This window comes from Marinobacter salexigens, from assembly GCF_002806945.1.
Classification (GTDB): Bacteria; Pseudomonadota; Gammaproteobacteria; order Pseudomonadales; family Oleiphilaceae; genus Marinobacter; species Marinobacter salexigens.
The window spans coordinates 116,218-132,159 of the sequence record NZ_NIHC01000008.1; the positions used below are offsets into that span (position 1 = coordinate 116,218).

General features: G+C 52.8%; 18 protein-coding genes. 11 read left to right on the forward strand and 7 right to left on the reverse strand.

Annotated features, from left to right (window positions below):
- The 4 genes from CDH47_RS15290 to CDH47_RS15305 all read right to left on the reverse strand — a co-directional run bounded on the left by CDH47_RS15290 (position 1) and on the right by CDH47_RS15305 (position 3,860).
- The gene (locus tag CDH47_RS15290) at positions 1 to 678 is read right to left on the reverse strand and encodes a FadR/GntR family transcriptional regulator (protein WP_100640898.1); all 678 of its coding nucleotides are present in this window, start codon (positions 676 to 678) and stop codon (positions 1 to 3) included.
- A gap of 123 nt (positions 679 to 801) precedes the next feature.
- Complete coding sequence (locus CDH47_RS15295) at positions 802 to 2,283, reverse strand: flavin-containing monooxygenase (protein ID WP_100640899.1); 1,482 nt, start codon at positions 2,281 to 2,283, stop codon at positions 802 to 804.
- Between the two features lie 201 nt (positions 2,284 to 2,484).
- Positions 2,485 to 2,757: a YebG family protein gene (locus CDH47_RS15300; protein WP_100640901.1), complete on the reverse strand. Its 273-nt coding sequence runs from the start codon at positions 2,755 to 2,757 to the stop codon at positions 2,485 to 2,487.
- A 134-nt stretch (positions 2,758 to 2,891) separates the two neighbouring features.
- On the reverse strand, positions 2,892 to 3,860 hold the full coding sequence (locus CDH47_RS15305; protein ID WP_100640903.1) for a beta-ketoacyl-ACP synthase III: 969 nt from the start codon (positions 3,858 to 3,860) through the stop codon (positions 2,892 to 2,894).
- Between the two features lie 286 nt (positions 3,861 to 4,146).
- On the opposite strand from CDH47_RS15305, the gene CDH47_RS15310 reads away from it, so the two are divergent.
- The 11 genes from CDH47_RS15310 to CDH47_RS15360 all read left to right on the forward strand — a co-directional run bounded on the left by CDH47_RS15310 (position 4,147) and on the right by CDH47_RS15360 (position 12,650).
- Positions 4,147 to 5,241 carry an NAD(P)H-dependent flavin oxidoreductase gene (locus tag CDH47_RS15310; RefSeq protein WP_100640905.1) on the forward strand — a complete coding sequence of 365 codons (1,095 nt, stop codon included), beginning with the start codon at positions 4,147 to 4,149 and terminating at the stop codon, positions 5,239 to 5,241.
- Between the two features lie 89 nt (positions 5,242 to 5,330).
- Positions 5,331 to 5,735 (forward strand): antitoxin Xre-like helix-turn-helix domain-containing protein, encoded by a 405-nt coding sequence (locus tag CDH47_RS15315; RefSeq protein ID WP_100640907.1) that lies wholly within the window; start codon positions 5,331 to 5,333, stop codon positions 5,733 to 5,735.
- On the forward strand, positions 5,735 to 6,436 hold the full coding sequence (locus tag CDH47_RS15320; protein ID WP_100640909.1) for an RES family NAD+ phosphorylase: 702 nt from the start codon (positions 5,735 to 5,737) through the stop codon (positions 6,434 to 6,436). The genes CDH47_RS15315 and CDH47_RS15320 overlap by 1 nt, the downstream gene beginning before the upstream one ends.
- A gap of 284 nt (positions 6,437 to 6,720) precedes the next feature.
- Positions 6,721 to 7,497: a hypothetical protein gene (locus CDH47_RS15325; RefSeq protein WP_153045487.1), complete on the forward strand. Its 777-nt coding sequence runs from the start codon at positions 6,721 to 6,723 to the stop codon at positions 7,495 to 7,497.
- Positions 7,498 to 7,514: 17 nt separating this feature from the next.
- A complete protein-coding gene (locus CDH47_RS15330; RefSeq protein WP_100640913.1) occupies positions 7,515 to 7,991 on the forward strand; it encodes a hypothetical protein in 477 nt (158 codons plus the stop codon).
- 1 nt (position 7,992) lies between these two features.
- Complete coding sequence (locus CDH47_RS15335) at positions 7,993 to 8,379, forward strand: hypothetical protein (protein ID WP_100640915.1); 387 nt, start codon at positions 7,993 to 7,995, stop codon at positions 8,377 to 8,379.
- A 52-nt stretch (positions 8,380 to 8,431) separates the two neighbouring features.
- On the forward strand, positions 8,432 to 9,217 hold the full coding sequence (locus CDH47_RS15340) for a porin family protein (RefSeq protein WP_100640917.1): 786 nt from the start codon (positions 8,432 to 8,434) through the stop codon (positions 9,215 to 9,217).
- 180 nt (positions 9,218 to 9,397) lie between these two features.
- Positions 9,398 to 10,021, forward strand: coding sequence for a LysE family translocator (locus CDH47_RS15345; protein ID WP_100640919.1), 624 nt, complete (start codon positions 9,398 to 9,400; stop codon positions 10,019 to 10,021).
- A gap of 22 nt (positions 10,022 to 10,043) precedes the next feature.
- Positions 10,044 to 10,709 carry a response regulator gene (locus CDH47_RS15350; RefSeq protein ID WP_100640921.1) on the forward strand — a complete coding sequence of 222 codons (666 nt, stop codon included), beginning with the start codon at positions 10,044 to 10,046 and terminating at the stop codon, positions 10,707 to 10,709.
- A complete protein-coding gene (locus CDH47_RS15355) occupies positions 10,706 to 12,037 on the forward strand; it encodes an ATP-binding protein (protein WP_100640923.1) in 1,332 nt (443 codons plus the stop codon). The genes CDH47_RS15350 and CDH47_RS15355 overlap by 4 nt, the downstream gene beginning before the upstream one ends.
- Positions 12,038 to 12,161: 124 nt before the next feature.
- Positions 12,162 to 12,650: a hypothetical protein gene (locus CDH47_RS15360; protein WP_205077606.1), complete on the forward strand. Its 489-nt coding sequence runs from the start codon at positions 12,162 to 12,164 to the stop codon at positions 12,648 to 12,650.
- 59 nt (positions 12,651 to 12,709) lie between these two features.
- Here the strand turns inward: CDH47_RS15360 and CDH47_RS15365 are convergent, their stop codons facing one another.
- From CDH47_RS15365 to CDH47_RS15375, 3 genes are read right to left on the reverse strand one after another with little or no spacing between them, the layout of a single operon-like run.
- A complete protein-coding gene (locus CDH47_RS15365; RefSeq protein WP_100640925.1) occupies positions 12,710 to 14,935 on the reverse strand; it encodes a PepSY domain-containing protein in 2,226 nt (741 codons plus the stop codon).
- An 18-nt stretch (positions 14,936 to 14,953) separates the two neighbouring features.
- Entirely contained in the window at positions 14,954 to 15,427 is a 474-nt protein-coding gene (locus CDH47_RS15370; protein ID WP_100640927.1) for a DUF2271 domain-containing protein, read from the reverse strand.
- 17 nt (positions 15,428 to 15,444) lie between these two features.
- Positions 15,445 to 15,828 carry a PepSY domain-containing protein gene (locus CDH47_RS15375; RefSeq protein ID WP_100640929.1) on the reverse strand — a complete coding sequence of 128 codons (384 nt, stop codon included), beginning with the start codon at positions 15,826 to 15,828 and terminating at the stop codon, positions 15,445 to 15,447.
- Positions 15,829 to 15,942: the final 114 nt, after the last annotated feature.

The following is a 15,942-nucleotide window of genomic DNA, read 5'->3' on the forward strand; positions in this document are numbered from 1 at the left end:
TCACGAGCCTCTCTTGCGTAAGGCCTGAAGGCTGGGGGAGAGGAGTGCCCGGGCAAGTTTCTCAGCTTTGTCCGAATCCTGACGGCGAACGGCTGCAAGAAGCAGCTCGTGATCTTCCTGTGAGGGTTCTGGCAGGTCTGCATCGCTTTCGGTGCGCTCAATGGTCTGGGTTATGGCGTGGGAAAAGTAATCATAGAGTTCCGAGAGCGCCGAGTTGTGGGATGCGGCCACTAGTGCATGGTGGAATGCCTCATCATGTCGAATACGTGCGGGCAGATCTGAGTCGGCCTTACCTCTGGCATCAAGAGCCATAGTCATGGCACGGATATCCTGATCCGTGCGTCGTTGCGCCGCCAGCTTTGCGGCTTCGGTCTCCAGCATAATCCGCACTTCAAGTTGATCAGTGAGCTGGGTGCGGGCAATCCTTTTGAGGGTTTCACCGGCATCCCGGGTGGCTCTTACATAGGTGCCGTCGCCCTGCCGGGTCTCAAGCATTCCAACGTGGGCGAGCACTCGTACCGCCTCTCGCACTGTATTGCGACTAACGCCGAGGGCCTCTGAAAGCTCAGCCTCCACCGGGAGCTTGTCTCCAACCGACCACTGTCCGGCTTCTATCGCATGCCTCAGGCTTTCTATGGCCGTTTCCACCAGTGAGCCTTTCTGTATTTTCTTCAGCATTGTTTATCATCCGTTCAACTGATCATCCAATCATCCTATGAATGTTTTACAGATGCAAATGCATCGATAAAGAAAAGTTAGATGGCAACTGGGGAGCGCTGATGGGGAAGCGAAAGCCGGTCATTACCCGGCTGGTTTGAGGTACTGGTAGTCCGCTGGGTTCACGTTACGAGTGGCAAGACGGTAGGAGAAGGTGAAACCGGGCCAGTTCAGTGTGTTTTTACCATTGGCGTCGAGATACCAAGATGAACATCCGGAGCTCCATACGCTGCCTTCAAGGTCTTTCTGAATGGTGCTGGAATAGCTCTCCATTCTGTCTTGGTGAACATCCATGGCGGCACCGGGGTGTGCTTGTAGGGTTTTCAGGCAGCCAAGCACGTACTGGAACTGCGATTCCAGCATGTAGAGAATGGAATTGTGGGCCAGATTTGTATTGGGCCCATACAGCATGAACAAGTTCGGAAAGCCGGAGACCGCAATGCCTTTAAAGGCTGCGGCGCCATTCTTCCAGGCTTCGTTTAGCGTCACACCGCCGCGCCCGGTAACACGAATCGGAGACAAAAACTCCGAAGCACGAAAGCCAGTACCGAAGATGATGGCATCCACCGGGTGATGGTTACCTGATAGTGTCTGAACGCCAGTGGCATCTATTTTCGCGATTGGATCTGTAACAAGATCCAGGTTGGGCCGATTGATGGTCGGGTACCAATCGTTGGACATCAGAATACGCTTACAGCCAATCTGGTAGTCGGGAATGATCTGTTTCCGCTTATTCGGATCGGTGATGTGTTTGCGCGCTTCCTTTTTGGCCTGCAGGGCCAGTATTTTTAACAGACTGCTGAACCCCGTGAAGGCAAGGCCCCGGCTTTCGTTCTTCCAATAGATCATGTACCGGTACAGCCTGTCCCAGGCAGGAACAGCTTTGAACAGGTTTTGTTCCCAGCGTTTAAAGGGCCGGTCAGGTTTTGGCACAACCCAGGCAGCAGAGCGCTGGAACAGAGAGAGTGATGTCACTTCACGGGCAACTTCAGGTACAAACTGGATGGCGCTGGCACCTGTGCCTATGACCGCAACACGTTTGTTTTTCAGATCGTAATCGTGATTCCAACGAGCGGAGTGAAAGGATGTGCCTTTGAAGTCGTTCAGGCCGTCAATATTGGGCATGGCCGGCTGATTGAGTTGGCCAGTGGCTGAAATGACAACCTGTGCTTCCAACCTTTCGCCGTTTGTCAGCGTTACCATCCAGTGGTTGCGGACCTCGTCAAATACCGCTTCAGCTACTTCTGAATTGAAGCGTATCTGCTCGCCCAGATCATGCTTTTCAACGCAGTGCTCCATATAACCAAGGAGTTCGTGCTGCAGGCCGAATTTCCGGGACCAGTCGTGCTTGGGCTCAAAGGAATAGGAATAAAAATGGGACTGCACATCGCAGGCGGCACCCGGGTAGGTATTGTCCCGCCAAGTTCCGCCAACGCGATCGGCTTTTTCCAGCAAAGTGACATGGGTGAATCCGGCTTTCTTTAGCTGGATTGCCATGCCGATGCCGCCAAACCCAGTTCCGATGATGATAATTGAAGGTTGTGTACTGCTGTTTTTATTGGTCATACCCGTGATATCCGATCATGAAAAAAATGACGCCTTGTTCACTATATGCCTCTGGTGTCAGATAAGTCATGTTTTTTTGTGCCAGAGTTGCTCGGAATAAGCGTCAGTTCTCACATTTTCGGGGTGTTTTTTACGCCAGACACTATAAAGCTGCACTTCTCACGAGGTGCAGCTTTATCGGGCATGAAGGGGAGGGGGGGGTTACTCTTGGGTAGCGTTTAGTAGTTCGGGTTTTCTCAGGGCTTTCTGGAAAAGATCTTTATCCTCAGCGATGGCCATGGCGCACTTTTCCGCCAAATCATCGCCCAGTCCTTCTACTTTGCGGGCCAGGTAAACCTGGATTTCTTCCGCCAGCTCCAACACCTTATCCCGGGCATCGGCATCCGCTTTTGATGTAAAAAGCATGGTCTCAGGATTTTTTAATGCCATATCCAGGCCGTCCCTATCGGAAAAATAGACTGCTTGTACCGCCATGGTCATTCCTCGCAGTGAATGTCTGCTTTACTGTATAAAAACACAGTGTAGCCGACATAAATGAAGAAATACACCCAGCAGAGATAAAAGCAGTCAGTCCGCAGAGAAAGCTACAGCGGGCACTATGGCTATGTTCAGTAACGCAACAGTGCCGAGCCCCAGGTAAACCCGCCGCCAAAGGCTTCAAGCATTACAACATCGTTGCGCTGAATACGCCCATCTCTGACAGCAACATCCAAAGCGAGAGGGATAGAGGCCGCGGAAGTATTGCCGTGCTTGTTAACGGTAACCACAACCTGGTCCATAGACATGCTCAGTTTTTTCGCGGTAGCCGTAATGATGCGCAGGTTTGCTTGATGAGGCACCAGCCAGTCGATTTCGGACTTTTCCATCTGGTTGGCTTCAAGGGTTTCATCAACGATCTTGCCCAAAGTATTTACAGCAACCTTGAACACTTCGTTGCCTTTCATTTCTACAAAGGCTTTACCCGCTTTAACCTGGTCGTAGTTGCTGGCAATTCCGCAGGGTACATGGAGCAACTCTTCGTATTGGCCGTCAGCGTGAATATGAGTGGAAAGAATACCGGTTTCTTCATGCGCTTCCAGAATCACGGCGCCAGCACCATCCCCGAACAGCACACAGGTGCCCCGGTCGGACCAATCAATGATTCGCGAGAACACTTCAGCGCCAATTACCAGCGCTTTTTTGCTGGAGCCGGTTTTTATAAACTTGTCAGCGACCGAAAGGGCATAAACAAAGCCGCTACATACGGCCTGAATATCAAAAGCCGGACATCCATGAATGCCCAACCGGGCTTGCAGAATGCACGCGGAGCTGGGAAAAATCTTGTCCGGAGTGGAGGTTGCAAACACAATCAGGTCAATATCGCTGGCCTCTATACCTGCAGCTTCAATGGCATTCAGCGCTGCTTGCTCAGCAAGGTCCACCGTTGTCTGGCCTTTCACGGCAATGTGTCGTTGCTCAATGCCCGTGCGCTCGCGGATCCACTTGTCCGTGGTATCCACCGTCTTTTCGAGGTCTTTGTTCGTAACAATATTCTCTGGCAGGTAAGAGCCAGTGCCGGCAATGCGTGCAAAGGTCATTCGCTAAATCCCACGATATATTCGATTGGGGAGCTCTGTGCATTCAGGGAGCCTTTATCGAGGCGGGGCACTGAATGCGTTTTAAACGCTCCTAGGCTTTACACCATGCTATACCCCTAAACCATTGTCTGTTATTAGCTGTTTGTCAAAGACGCCCGTGAAAACACTGATTAAATGGGCCTGTTTCGCCTTATAGGGCTGCCGCAGTCTGCAGTAATCTGCGTTACACTCCAGTTTTGCAAGGTAAGTGCATATTCCGAATGCCCAAGTTTGAACAGGAGCCTTTATGAACGCTTCCAGCGGTCTCACAACCCTTTTAGACATCCGCTATCCAATCGTGCAGGCACCCATGGCTGGTGTGTCTACTCCGGAATTGGCTGCTGCCGTCACTAATGCCGGCGGTCTGGGTTCTTTGGGGATTGGCGCCAGCACAACCGCTGGTGCAAGGGCGATGATTGAGCAGGCTCAGGCGCTCACAAAGGGGCCTTTCAATGTAAATGTATTCTGCCATGAGCCTGCTCGTCGTGATGAGGCGGCAGAGCTTGCGTGGGTGCAGTATTTGGCGCCTTTGTTCAGGGAGGCCGGTATAGAGCCCCCCGATTCGCTTGGTGAAATTTATACGTCGTTTATTGAAGATGACGAAACACTGGCCGTGCTGCTCGAATTGAAGCCGGCGGTTGTCAGCTTCCACTTTGGCATTCCATCGCCAGAACGAATTATCGCACTAAAAGAGGCTGGCATCTTTACCATGGCAACGGCTACCTGCCTTGACGAAGCCGCAACAATTGAGGCTGCAGGCATTGACGCCGTAGTGGCGCAAGGCATTGAAGCAGGCGGTCACAGAGGCATGTTCAATCCGGAGGCTACAGATCAATGCCTGAGTACCTTCGTGCTTGTGCGTCTACTGGCCCAGAAGACGAAGCTGCCTGTTATTGCCGCTGGTGGTGTAATGGACGGCTTTGGAGCAAAAGCTGCGATTGAGGCAGGTGCGGCAGCGGTGCAACTCGGAACTGCGTTTGTTCTGTGCCCGGAGTCGTCTGCGAATGAGGCCTACCGTGAAACACTCAAGAGTGAGAGGACAGCGGAAACACGGTTAACGACGGTGCTTTCTGGTCGCCCGGCACGGGGAATCGTTAACCGCCTGATATCCTTCGGCGAAGCTGCGGAAAGCCCGCCGACCGCGGACTACCCGGTTGCTTACGATGCTGCCAAGCGCCTGAATGCGGCGGCTTCAAAACTTGGTAACCATGAGTTCGCCGCGCAGTGGGCAGGTCAGGGCGCACCCATGGCGCGGGAATTGCCCGCCGCCGAGTTGGTGGAGCTGATTATGGAGGAGTACCGCGGCAGTATTAAGGGCGTTCGGGCGGCAGTTGCCATGTAAATAAGCTCTACACAATCAGAGCATGACAAAAGTGGACGGCATGGGTTAAAGTGTTCATACATGAACAACTCAGGCGCGGGAGGCGACCCATGACAGCTGTAGTTGAACGTAAAAGTACTGAAAGTGACCGTGAAGCCGAAAAAGGTCGCGTGGCACTAAAAGGCTTTTTCCGGATAACGGAAGAGTGGGGGTGTAATGCTGAAGAGCGGAGCAAACTGCTTGGTGGGCCCTCCAGAACAACCCTTTATAATTACGCCAAGCTGAACCCTACCAGGCTTTCTCGGGACACTATGGAGCGGATCAGTTACATTCTGGGTATCTATAAGGCCCTACAGGTTCTGTACCCGACCCATGAGCGAGCAAACCGCCGAATTCGCCTGAAAACATCAGACATACCCTTTTGCGGCAAGTCTGCCATGGAGTTCATGACCCAAGGCTCCATGATGAACCTGATGATGACCCGCCAGTATTTTGATGCCAAGCGGGGGTGGTGATGTTCTCAACCCCTCCGCTGCACCTTCCTAAGTGGGAAACCTACCGGATCATCCCCAGTCATTACCCCCCTATAGATCTGTTTGAGCGCATCTATGAGCCAGACGAATTCGAGCTGGCGTTCGAGATTGAAAGCATGACGAATCCCCGCTTGCGGGATGAAGCGGGGGATATCCATCTGGTGCAGCCCTGCGACAGAATCAGTGGCCCTGGCAGTTCACCTGTGATGGCATCGTTCACGCACCTTGGGTTTGGAAGCCGCTTTGCGGATCGTCATTTTGGGGTCTACTACGCCGCCAGTTCGCTGGAAGGCGCTATTCGTGAGACCGTGTTTCACAAGGAGCGGGAGATGGCAGCCGCGAACGAGGACTCCATAGCGCTTACCATGAGAGCCTACATAGGCTCCGTAGTGATGAAGATGCACGACATCCGCGGGCCTGAATTCAAAGATCTGCATAACCCGGATGCGGATAATTACGACTTAAGCCAGAAATTTGCAGGCCGATGGCGGAAGAAAGGATCAAATGGGCTGCTGTACAACAGCGTTCGGCATCCAGGCGGTGAGTGTATTGCAGCGTTTAAACCGAAAGCGGTGTCCATACCTGTGCAGGGGCCGCATCTGAAGTACTTCTGGGATGGAGATAAACGGCGTATTACTCATTGGGCGGAAATAGGGGAAGCACATTCTCTGAATGGGCAATGAGCGGCCGAGCCTCGCAGGAACAGGAAATTGGCTTGAGCAGATAGTAGCCCTCCGGTATCTCGCGCGAATGCGGCTTCGTCCACATGGGGCAATTTCGCTCGACTACAAACGCCTGCTTGACGAACCCTCGTCCGACACCTTGCACTCACAAGCCGATCGGATATTGATCAGACAGTAATCAACTTGTGAGCTATCCTTTTCATATCAAGCCATGCGTTTTCTTGATAGCGAGCGGATGCGTTGAGGGGGAATACTGAAAAAAGAATCTCATGGGAGGGTATGCCATGCGAGCCACATGGCTTTTTATATTGCTGATGATCACAAGCACAGCGATAGCACAGGAAGACCCGACATTCAGTATTAGCATAGGCGCCTTTTTTACGGATCGCGAAAGCCGGACGAGGGTCGACGGGGACTCTGGCCGGGGAACGGACATAGATTTAGAGGACGACCTTGGGCTCAAAAAATCGGATACGGTTTTTCGTGTAGACGGGTACTGGCGATTCGCAGAAAAGCATCGATTCGACTTCAGCGCATTCGATTTGTCCCGCGCATCCTCGAAACAGATTGAAAGGGAAATCATCTGGGAGGATACAACGTATCCCATCAGCAGCACTGTAAAAACCGATCTCGACCTCGCGATCTATAAGGCTGCATACACCTGGATGTTTCTGAAACGCGATCGCAGTTTTCTTGGTGCGACTGCCGGCCTTTACATAGCAGACTTTGGCGCGACTCTTTCGACATCGAGGCTAGGTAGTGTCGAGTCAAATGACCTGACAACACCTTTACCCGTTATCGGCCTGCGTGGCGAATACCGTTTTGCCGACCGCTGGGCATTTCGAGGCAGTGGCGAAATTTTTGTTGTCGATTACGGAGACTACGAGGGATCCCTGTACGACGTTTTCGCCGGACTCGATTTCAGCGTGACCAAAACCATCGCGATTGGCGTTGGCATCAATGCCGTAGAGTTCGACGTGAGTGTTTCAAAAAATAGATTTGATGGCGACATTCGCTGGCAGTACGAGGGTGCGTTGGCCTATCTGAAATTTGATTTCTAGGGGGCGAAGAAAACCTAATGAAACTTAATCATCTTTTTAGTTTATCTGTTATCTGTATTGCAATGTCGGTCGTAATCGGCTGCGCAAGCAGATCCAGAGACGTGAATCCTGATGAGGCAAAAGCGCAGCAAGCAGAAATACAGGCCGAGTTCCAGAGTCTGATTGCCAAAGAAATCGAAGACCCAACCAGGGCTAAAGCGTTCGCGGATTTATCAGCAAAACAGAGTGAATTGATCAGTCAGCATGCAGCTTCGGTGCAACAATATTCAGAAAGGCTGAAAGCAATGAGCCTGGATTATTCAGCTGAACGCGAGGAGCTGGAAAAACTTATTCAAGATTACAACGTGGAACGTCGCCGCGCTCAAGCTGAGTTTCTGGCTCTGATGGGCAAAATGAAGGCTACTGTGACGCAAAAAGAGTGGGAAAAGTTGGCGAGGTTTGAGCTGAAGAAGCTTAACCCACGAACCCTGAGCTACATAGCAGGAGGGTATTGAGATGCTGGTCGCACTATTGGTTGCTTTTTTTCTTGGTGGCCCCAACGCATCCGGTGCCATTCTGACCCAAGACATGCTCAAGAGCTTCGAGAAGTTTGCTCAGCATGAAATAACAGATCCGGATAGAGCTGAAGCAGTACTGCTGGAGGTGAAAGCACTCCAAAAGGAATTGAAGCAGTTTGACAAGATGTTCGCCAAATCTGGCAAGGTGTTAAGCAAATTGTATGAAGATCATGACTCGGGGCCTGCCAGCCTCCAGGCGCAACTTGATTTGATGAACGAAGACTGGGAAACAACTCAATCCCTTGCGCTCGATCACCGATTCGCTATCCGCGATCAAATGACAAAACATGAATGGAATACAGTCGTTGCTAAAACAAACGAATAATTGGTAGGCCGCAGATCCTTTTCAGAACCGTTGGAGAAAGTGGGGGAAGCTCATGCACTCGAAAAGGTTTTTGTCGATTCCGCTGATCGTACTGACCTGCGGCGTGAGCCAGATGGTTTCCTCGGCTGAGAATGACGGCTGGCAATTCGAAGCCACACCTTACTTGTTTGCAGCTGCTATGGACGGAATGGTCGGTGTCCGGGGCGTCACCAGTGATGTGGATGCCTCTTTCAGCGACATCCTGGACGACCTCAATTCAGGTTTTATGGGTTTCTTTACAGCCAGCAAAGGGCCTTGGACCTTAGCCCTGGAAGGGGTTTACATGAAGCTGTCTGATGAGGGCTCCAAAAGTGTAAGCGGGCCTTTCGGTCAGGTGACTACCGATGGTGCGTTAAAGGTGACAAGCAAGCTGTATGTGTACCAGGGATCCGTTACTTATCGGATTCTGGACAATACCACGGCTATCGATATGGTCGGTGCGCTGCGAGTCACAAAGCTCGATACTGACGCGAGAGTTGCGCTTTCGACGACGCCAGGCATTGTTTTCCCCGGTGGCGCCAAAAGCGCCAGCGATTCGGATAGCTGGACTGATGTGGTGGTCGGTGTGCGTGCACTGTACCCGCTTAACGCCCAGTGGTCCTTGCTGGGCTATGCCGATGTCGGAGGTGGCGGTTCGGATCTGACGTATCAATTCATGGTTGGCGCGAACTGGGATTTTTCCAGTAATTTCAATGTAAAGGCGGGTTATCGCCAACTTTACTGGGACTATAAAGAGGACGGAACAACCTGGGACATGACAGCACGTGGTCCCTATCTGGGCCTAGGGATCAGATTCTGACCAAATACACGCCGGACTGTTCTTGATCTTGATCGGCCCCAAAGTTGGCAAGCTATTCGCTAATCAAGCTATTCGCTAATAGGTACTCTCTGAAACACTTCTTGGATGGCGACAAGCAGCGCATTATTCATTTGGCAGAAACAGGGGAGGAGTATTCCCTGAACGGCAGGGCAGGCGTGGATGAGTGAGACAATAGTTACCTTCGTTGTTGCGTCAACGTTACTGGGCATTGCGCCTGGGCCTGATAACATTTTCGTTCTCACTCAGTCGGCGTTGTACGGCAAAAGATCCGGTATTCTGATTACGCTTGGGCTGTGTTCAGGTTTGGTGGTGCATACAGCAGCTGTCGCTTTGGGCGTGGCCGCCCTAATTCAGACTTCCGTGATTGCCTTTACGGTGCTGAAAGTCTTAGGGGCCCTGTACCTGTTGGTCTTGGCCTGGCAGGCGTTTCGGGCTCCAGTGGGTCGACTCGAAGCCCCGGGATCGAATCTCCGCTCAGCCGGTGCCTTGTATCGTCGTGGCATCATCATGAACATCACCAACCCTAAGGTGTCGATCTTTTTTCTGGCATTTTTACCGCAGTTTGTCGCCCCTGAACATGGGCATATTACCGCTCAGATTTTTCTTCTTGGTGGCATCTTTATCTTTGTTTCGTTGGTGGTCTTTTGTTTGGTTGCGGTTTTGGCAGGCGCACTGGGTAACAGGCTGCATCAATCTACAAAAACCCAGTTGTATCTGAATCGTATCGCTGGCGCTGTTTTTGCCGGCCTGGCACTGAAGTTGGCTACAGCGAGTGTCAACTGATTGCGGGGTGGTATGATGTCCTATGAAAATACTACTGATTGAAGACGACCGTTTACTCGGTGACGGAATTGCTGCGGGCATTGCACAGTCCGGCCTGGTGGTGGACTGGGTACTGGATGGGCAGCAGGCCGATACTGCGCTTGCCACAGGCACCTACGATGCCGTTGTACTTGATTTAGGTCTCCCGGGGCTGTCTGGTATGGAGCTCTTGCGGCGAGCCCGCGCAAGTGGAAAAAGCCTTCCGATTCTGATTCTGACCGCTCGTGATGCCGTGGAGGACCGAGTGGCTGGCCTGGATGCCGGTGCCGACGATTACCTCGTGAAGCCGTTTGATCTTACTGAGTTACAGGCGCGGCTGAGGGCATTACTGCGCCGCTCCAAGGGGCATGCCGACCCCGTCATCAGTCAGGGAGAACTCCAGGTCGACCCTGTCAGTCATTCGGTGTTTTGGTCTGGAAAGTCTGTTGATCTCTCTGCACGTGAGTTCGCCATTCTCCACACTTTGCTGCTCAATGCCGGGAGAGTGATGTCAAAGGCACAGATTGAGGAGCAGCTATACGGCTGGGGAGAGGAGATCGAGAGCAATGCAATAGAAGTCTTTGTTCATCACCTGCGACGAAAATTGTCTCCGCAACTGATTCGTACTATCCGCGGTGTCGGGTACATGATTGAGAAAACCACTCCATGAGATCGTCGCTGCGTTGGCGCCTGTTTACAATTCTTGCGGTATCAGTTTTGCTGGCCTGGATTGCGACTGCGTTCTTCACTTACCTCGATGCGCGCCGTGAAATTGGCATTACGCTTGATACCCGGCTCGCTAACGCTGCTGAACAGATCTCGATGCATCTCGACAGCTCACGAAACCCCGATATGATTTCGCAACAGATTCGTGACTATACCGGCACAGTGCTGCAGGTCTGGAAACGTGACGGATCTCTGCTCCTCGACTCAGGAACAGCTCCTGAAGAACGCTTGGGTACACAGCGCGAGGGCTTCGAAACCACCACCATCAATAATGTTATTTACCGGGTTTATAGCCAGTGGGACAAAGCCGGTGATATCAACGTGCGCGTTGGTGAGCGCTATGAACTGCGCGACGCACTGGCCGAAAGTATTGCGCGGCACCTGCTGCATCCTCTGTATTTTGCGGTTCCTGCACTCGGCATACTGATTTGGCTGTCGGTTGGCGCCGGGCTTGCACCCTTGTCCCGTTTTACCCGGGAAGTAAAGCAGCGTGAACCAGACAAACTTGACCCCCTTGACCTCACCGATACGCCGCGGGAAGTTATGCCATTGCAGGATGCGCTCAACGCTCTTTTCGCACGCTTACAGGTTTCATTGGAGCATGAGCGACGCTTTACGGCCGATGCAGCTCATGAGTTGCGTACGCCGCTGGCGGCCATAAAAACTCAGGCCCAGGTAGCGTTTGCTGCGCCCAACCCGGAACAGCTGAAGCATGCGCTGAACAGGATTGTCAGTGGTACAGACCGTGCGGCTCATCTTATTGAACAGTTGCTGGTGCTTTCGCGAGTGGATTCAGAACAAGCACCGGCGAACCCAAAACAGGTCAAACTGTCTGCAGTGGTGAACGAGTGCGTGGCTTCGCATGCTCAGGTGGCGATACACAAGGGCGTGGATCTGGGGTTCGAGGCAGCTGATGATGGGGTGATCCTGGGTGATACAACCTTGCTGGCGATTCTGGTTCGTAACCTCGTGGACAATGCCGTCCGTTACACGCCTGCGGGCGGGCAAGTCGATGTTCGTATTAGTCGCTCCGCTGACCATGTGATGCTTAGTGTTGTTGATACCGGCCCGGGAATTCCGGAAAAAGTTCGGAACTTGGCGGTGTCGAGGTTTTATCGCGGGCTTGGCAGCGGCGAAGAGGGCAGTGGGCTCGGGCTATCGATCGTAGAACGCATAGCTGATCTGCACGGAGCTTCGTTAAGTTTTGGCGATAACAGTGATGCCGGGGAAGGCTTGATGGTATCCGTGGGTTTCAGGGCAGCTTCAGAATAGAGACGGTTGACCCTTTCGGTTGGCAAATATTTGTGGCTGAAAATTACATCCTTAAGCGAATATTAAGGTGATTCTGGGATACTTCTTTCAAACCAACCAAACGGTGTATTCAAAGGAGCATTTCATGAACATCAAATCGCGGTTTTCGAAGTTTGCAATCATCACCGGCATGACGCTCAGCCTGACAGCTTTCACCACCGTGGCAGCAGCAGCCAATAATGAACATGAGCATGGCCATGGTGAAATGGAGTTACAACTGAACGACGGAAGTAAGTGGGCTGTTGATGCGCCACTCAGCCGCGCCATGAATAACATCGGAAGCGCCATGCATAAGGATTTGGACGCCATTCATTCTGGCAAGCTGGCAAATGAGAAATACTCTGTGCTGGCGAAAAAAATCAACAATGAAGTCAACTACATGGTTGAAAACTGCAACCTTGAGCCTGAGGCCGATGCCCAGCTTCACCTGATCATTGCCGAACTGATGGAAGGCGCAACCGTAATGGAAAGCAAAGCCAACGCGCGGGATGGTGCGGTGCAAGTCATGGGCGCAATCGAAAGTTACACGACCTATTTCGATGATCCGAATTTCAAACCAGCTAAACACTTATAATCAGCCTGGTACACCCGGTCAATAGACGGTCGGGTGTACCAGGCGATTCGCCTTATTCTTCAGTAAACATCTTCCAGGTAGCGGCCGTCATTTCTCAATTCATCTACATCCAGGTTTAACGGCTTGAGAATGGAATCAAACACCTGGCGTACACCGGCGGCCATATCCCGGCCTCCACACACCAATATCTGTGCACCCGTCTCAATCCTTTGTCGCAGCGCAGTTTCATCGGCAATGATGGCGTCCTGAACGTAGGTTTTGTCTGCCGATCGTGAAAAGGCGGTGTTCAGTTCGGTCAGCCGGTGGTCATTCAGATAACCGCCTAGTTCCGGTTGGTAGAGAAAATCCGATGTCGGATTACGCCCGCCCCAGTAGAGGTACATGGGGTTGCGCTCCGTGTTTTTCCGGATAAAGCCTGCAAGTGGTCCGATTCCTGCGCCAGCGCCAATGAGAATAATGGGCGTGGTGCCCGCCGCCGGTCGAAAGCCCGGATTCTGCTGGATGAATCCGCTGATCCGTTCTCCCGGTTTGAGGCTGTGCAGATACTCGGAACAGAGGCCATTCGTCTGTTTACGAACACAGATTTCCAGTTGATCGTCCGAGGCCGAGGACGCCAACGAATAAAACCGGGGTGCCTCATCTCCGGGGGGCGCCACCCCAAACAGATCGCCAGCCTCGAAGTCCGGCAGGTGCTGCCGGTTTTGAAACAACAGTTTCTGCCAGAGTTTTCTGTCATTTTGTGTCGGCTTGAAGCGCAATATGCTGGTAGGTGCGTTGACTGCAACGCCGTAATCCACACGCTCAACAAGCTCGAACTCTGACATCACTTCAGGCGCGGGATTGTGGCTCAGTGCCAGCGGAATGCCCATGCGTTCACTGATAGCCTCGCCCCATTCCCGAAACTGCATGGCGGAACCGCGGTCAATTCGGGCAAGGGGATGCATTTGCTTAAGGCCTTTGTTGCTGAGAGCTAAATCCACGTCCTGCGCATACTGGCAGAACTTCGGGAACTGTTGATCGCCAAACCCGAGAACCACAAACTCCAACCCGTCATCCGCCTGAAAGCATTCAAGGCGAGCCATAAACTGATTAGCGGGAGAGGGCGCGTCACCATCACCATAGGTTGATGTCAGAATGAAAAGCGCATTGGCTTTCGGATAATGCTCAGCCAGATCATTCATGGGCGCGCAGTGTACTTTCTTTCCTGCCAGATTGAGCTTGTTCTGAAGATCCATGGCAAAGCCCCAGGTGGTGTTGCCTTCTGAGCCCACCAGAATGACGGTGTCAGCGGCTTCGATGCTCGCATTTTCACCCAGGCTTATGGCTGATGATCGCCGTTGCCACCAGATCTGCAGGCCGGTAAATGACAGTACCGGCACGGTCAGCGCGGCTATCCCGAGAATCAGGCCTAACCACCACAAGCCTTCACCCGTATGCAGGCGAACCATCCAGTGATGGAACTGGCTGCCGGGAGAGCGTGGCTGGTACTGCAGCAGTTCTCCTGTAGCCTGATCCACGAACCCGGAACCCTGGGTGGTGCTCAGGGAATAGACGTCCGTGGGGTCATCCGGGTAGGGGAATACCAGTTCCCGTAGTTCGTTGACATCCACGTTTTTCAGCGCGCTCAAAGAGCCTCCCGGTGCTGGTGTACCACCTGAAACTTCTGCAGGAAAAGAGGGCTCTGTATTGGCACCCTCCGGTAACAGACCAAACCTGACAGCCGACATATAGCTGCCAGTCAGTGCTGACAGTAACAAACCAATCACGGCGAATCGTGCCAGTTCTGCGTGAATCCGGGGGCCACCGGAGCCTGGAATGGGCCGAAAAATCGCATTCCAGCCCCCCAGGCGTCGCGCCAGCAGAAAAGCTCCGGACAGGCAGATCAATACCATCAGTGCCGCCAACACCCCGGCCAGTATTCGCCCGGCAACATCAAGAAGAAACGATCGATGCAGGTTCTTTACCCAGCGCAAGAATGCCGATGGCTGGTAGGGTGCAATAGCTTCTCCGGTAAGAGGGTTAACCAGGTCGGCACCAGACTTGCCATCATGGCTGTAATAAACGACGACTTCGCCCGAGAGAGAACGTGCGATCTGTTCGGTGCCGGGATAATTCACCACCACGCGCTCGGCCAGATCGGCCACGCTGAGTTCGCCAGCGGTCGGGACAACAGCGCTCGAGCGCTCAAGTGCCGGCACTGCGGACAATACAACTCCGGAGGTCGCCAGCACTACCAGCAGTAATGCAGCGACCAACCCGGGTAAACCATGGAGCTTGCGTAACATTAACGTGTCTCCCGTCGTTTACTTGAGGTCATAGACAAAGGACTGAACATAGCCGCGGCCGGATACCGTTTTCCCGGAGCCCTCTGTGGTCAGAGGCACAACCACATCCGAACGGTTGTCACGCATGTCTTCAACGGCAGTATCAACACGAACCTGATAACCGGAGTCAATCAAAGCGTCTTCAAGTTCCAGAGTCACTTTCAGGGCGCGGCCGCTGGTCACACTGGCGCCGGTCAGGCCGTCGTATTCAGCCTGGTTCAGGCCACTGCCCCGTGCCCAGTCCCGCAGGTGCTTGTAATATTTGCTTTTCTCACCTGAAATCCAGAGAGTTCCCTGGTACTGTCCATTGGTATCCGTAAGGTAGAGCGCCAGGTAAGCCCCGTCACCGCCATAATTTTTCAGTTGCGTGGTAAAGGTGGCTTCCCGGGCCTGTGCATAAGCTGGCACTGCCATTACGGTCGCAAGCCCCAGAGCAAACAGAATCTTTTTCATGATGTAATCTCCTTTAATTACTCAACCGTTACGCTGGGGCGACCTTTAACAATGCCCTTGCGTGGAACCCGGTCTTCATTGGTCGGTTCGCTGTAACGCATGGACTTGTCACGATGGTCGTCATCGTCATCGTCGTCCTCCCGCTCTATTTCCATCAGCTCAAAGGTTGCCGGAGAGTACTCTGCTTCCACGCGGTAGCCATCCGGGTCCCTTCCTTTGACCTCGTAACAACCGTCATCCACCTTGATGCGGAACACCGTCCATCCTTGGGCTTCCAGTTGCTTTCGCAGGTTTTCCCGGGGCTGCCATTGGGCAACCGGGTCATCGCAGTCATCATCAGCCAGGGCGTTACCGCTCACGAGCAGTAACGAAAGGCTGATAACAATGGGTTTGAGTTTCATAGCATGTCTCCCGTTGGGTCGGTTTAATCAACCCTACGGCTTTTTCCTGACAACGGCCTGAATGGGCGACCTCAGAACGAGATTGCGTTTGGCTGAACGGTTCAGGCTGCTGTC

Excerpts from the sequence above, each read along its gene's own strand:
- CDH47_RS15290 (WP_100640898.1), bottom strand. The coding sequence starts at position 678 with ATGCTGAAGAAAATACAGAAAGGCTCACTGGTGGAAACGGCCATAGAA.
- CDH47_RS15340 (WP_100640917.1), top strand. The coding sequence starts at position 8,432 with ATGCACTCGAAAAGGTTTTTGTCGATTCCGCTGATCGTACTGACCTGC.
- CDH47_RS15325 (WP_153045487.1), top strand. The coding sequence starts at position 6,721 with ATGCGAGCCACATGGCTTTTTATATTGCTGATGATCACAAGCACAGCG.
- CDH47_RS15350 (WP_100640921.1), top strand. The coding sequence starts at position 10,044 with ATGAAAATACTACTGATTGAAGACGACCGTTTACTCGGTGACGGAATT.
- CDH47_RS15355 (WP_100640923.1), top strand. The coding sequence starts at position 10,706 with ATGAGATCGTCGCTGCGTTGGCGCCTGTTTACAATTCTTGCGGTATCA.
- CDH47_RS15335 (WP_100640915.1), top strand. The coding sequence starts at position 7,993 with ATGCTGGTCGCACTATTGGTTGCTTTTTTTCTTGGTGGCCCCAACGCA.
- CDH47_RS15345 (WP_100640919.1), top strand. The coding sequence starts at position 9,398 with ATGAGTGAGACAATAGTTACCTTCGTTGTTGCGTCAACGTTACTGGGC.
- CDH47_RS15305 (WP_100640903.1), bottom strand. The coding sequence starts at position 3,860 with ATGACCTTTGCACGCATTGCCGGCACTGGCTCTTACCTGCCAGAGAAT.
- CDH47_RS15365 (WP_100640925.1), bottom strand. The coding sequence starts at position 14,935 with ATGTTACGCAAGCTCCATGGTTTACCCGGGTTGGTCGCTGCATTACTG.
- CDH47_RS15330 (WP_100640913.1), top strand. The coding sequence starts at position 7,515 with ATGAAACTTAATCATCTTTTTAGTTTATCTGTTATCTGTATTGCAATG.
- CDH47_RS15370 (WP_100640927.1), bottom strand. The coding sequence starts at position 15,427 with ATGAAAAAGATTCTGTTTGCTCTGGGGCTTGCGACCGTAATGGCAGTG.
- CDH47_RS15375 (WP_100640929.1), bottom strand. The coding sequence starts at position 15,828 with ATGAAACTCAAACCCATTGTTATCAGCCTTTCGTTACTGCTCGTGAGC.
- CDH47_RS15320 (WP_100640909.1), top strand. The coding sequence starts at position 5,735 with ATGTTCTCAACCCCTCCGCTGCACCTTCCTAAGTGGGAAACCTACCGG.
- CDH47_RS15295 (WP_100640899.1), bottom strand. The coding sequence starts at position 2,283 with ATGACCAATAAAAACAGCAGTACACAACCTTCAATTATCATCATCGGA.
- CDH47_RS15300 (WP_100640901.1), bottom strand. The coding sequence starts at position 2,757 with ATGGCGGTACAAGCAGTCTATTTTTCCGATAGGGACGGCCTGGATATG.
- CDH47_RS15315 (WP_100640907.1), top strand. The coding sequence starts at position 5,331 with ATGACAGCTGTAGTTGAACGTAAAAGTACTGAAAGTGACCGTGAAGCC.
- CDH47_RS15310 (WP_100640905.1), top strand. The coding sequence starts at position 4,147 with ATGAACGCTTCCAGCGGTCTCACAACCCTTTTAGACATCCGCTATCCA.
- CDH47_RS15360 (WP_205077606.1), top strand. The coding sequence starts at position 12,162 with ATGAACATCAAATCGCGGTTTTCGAAGTTTGCAATCATCACCGGCATG.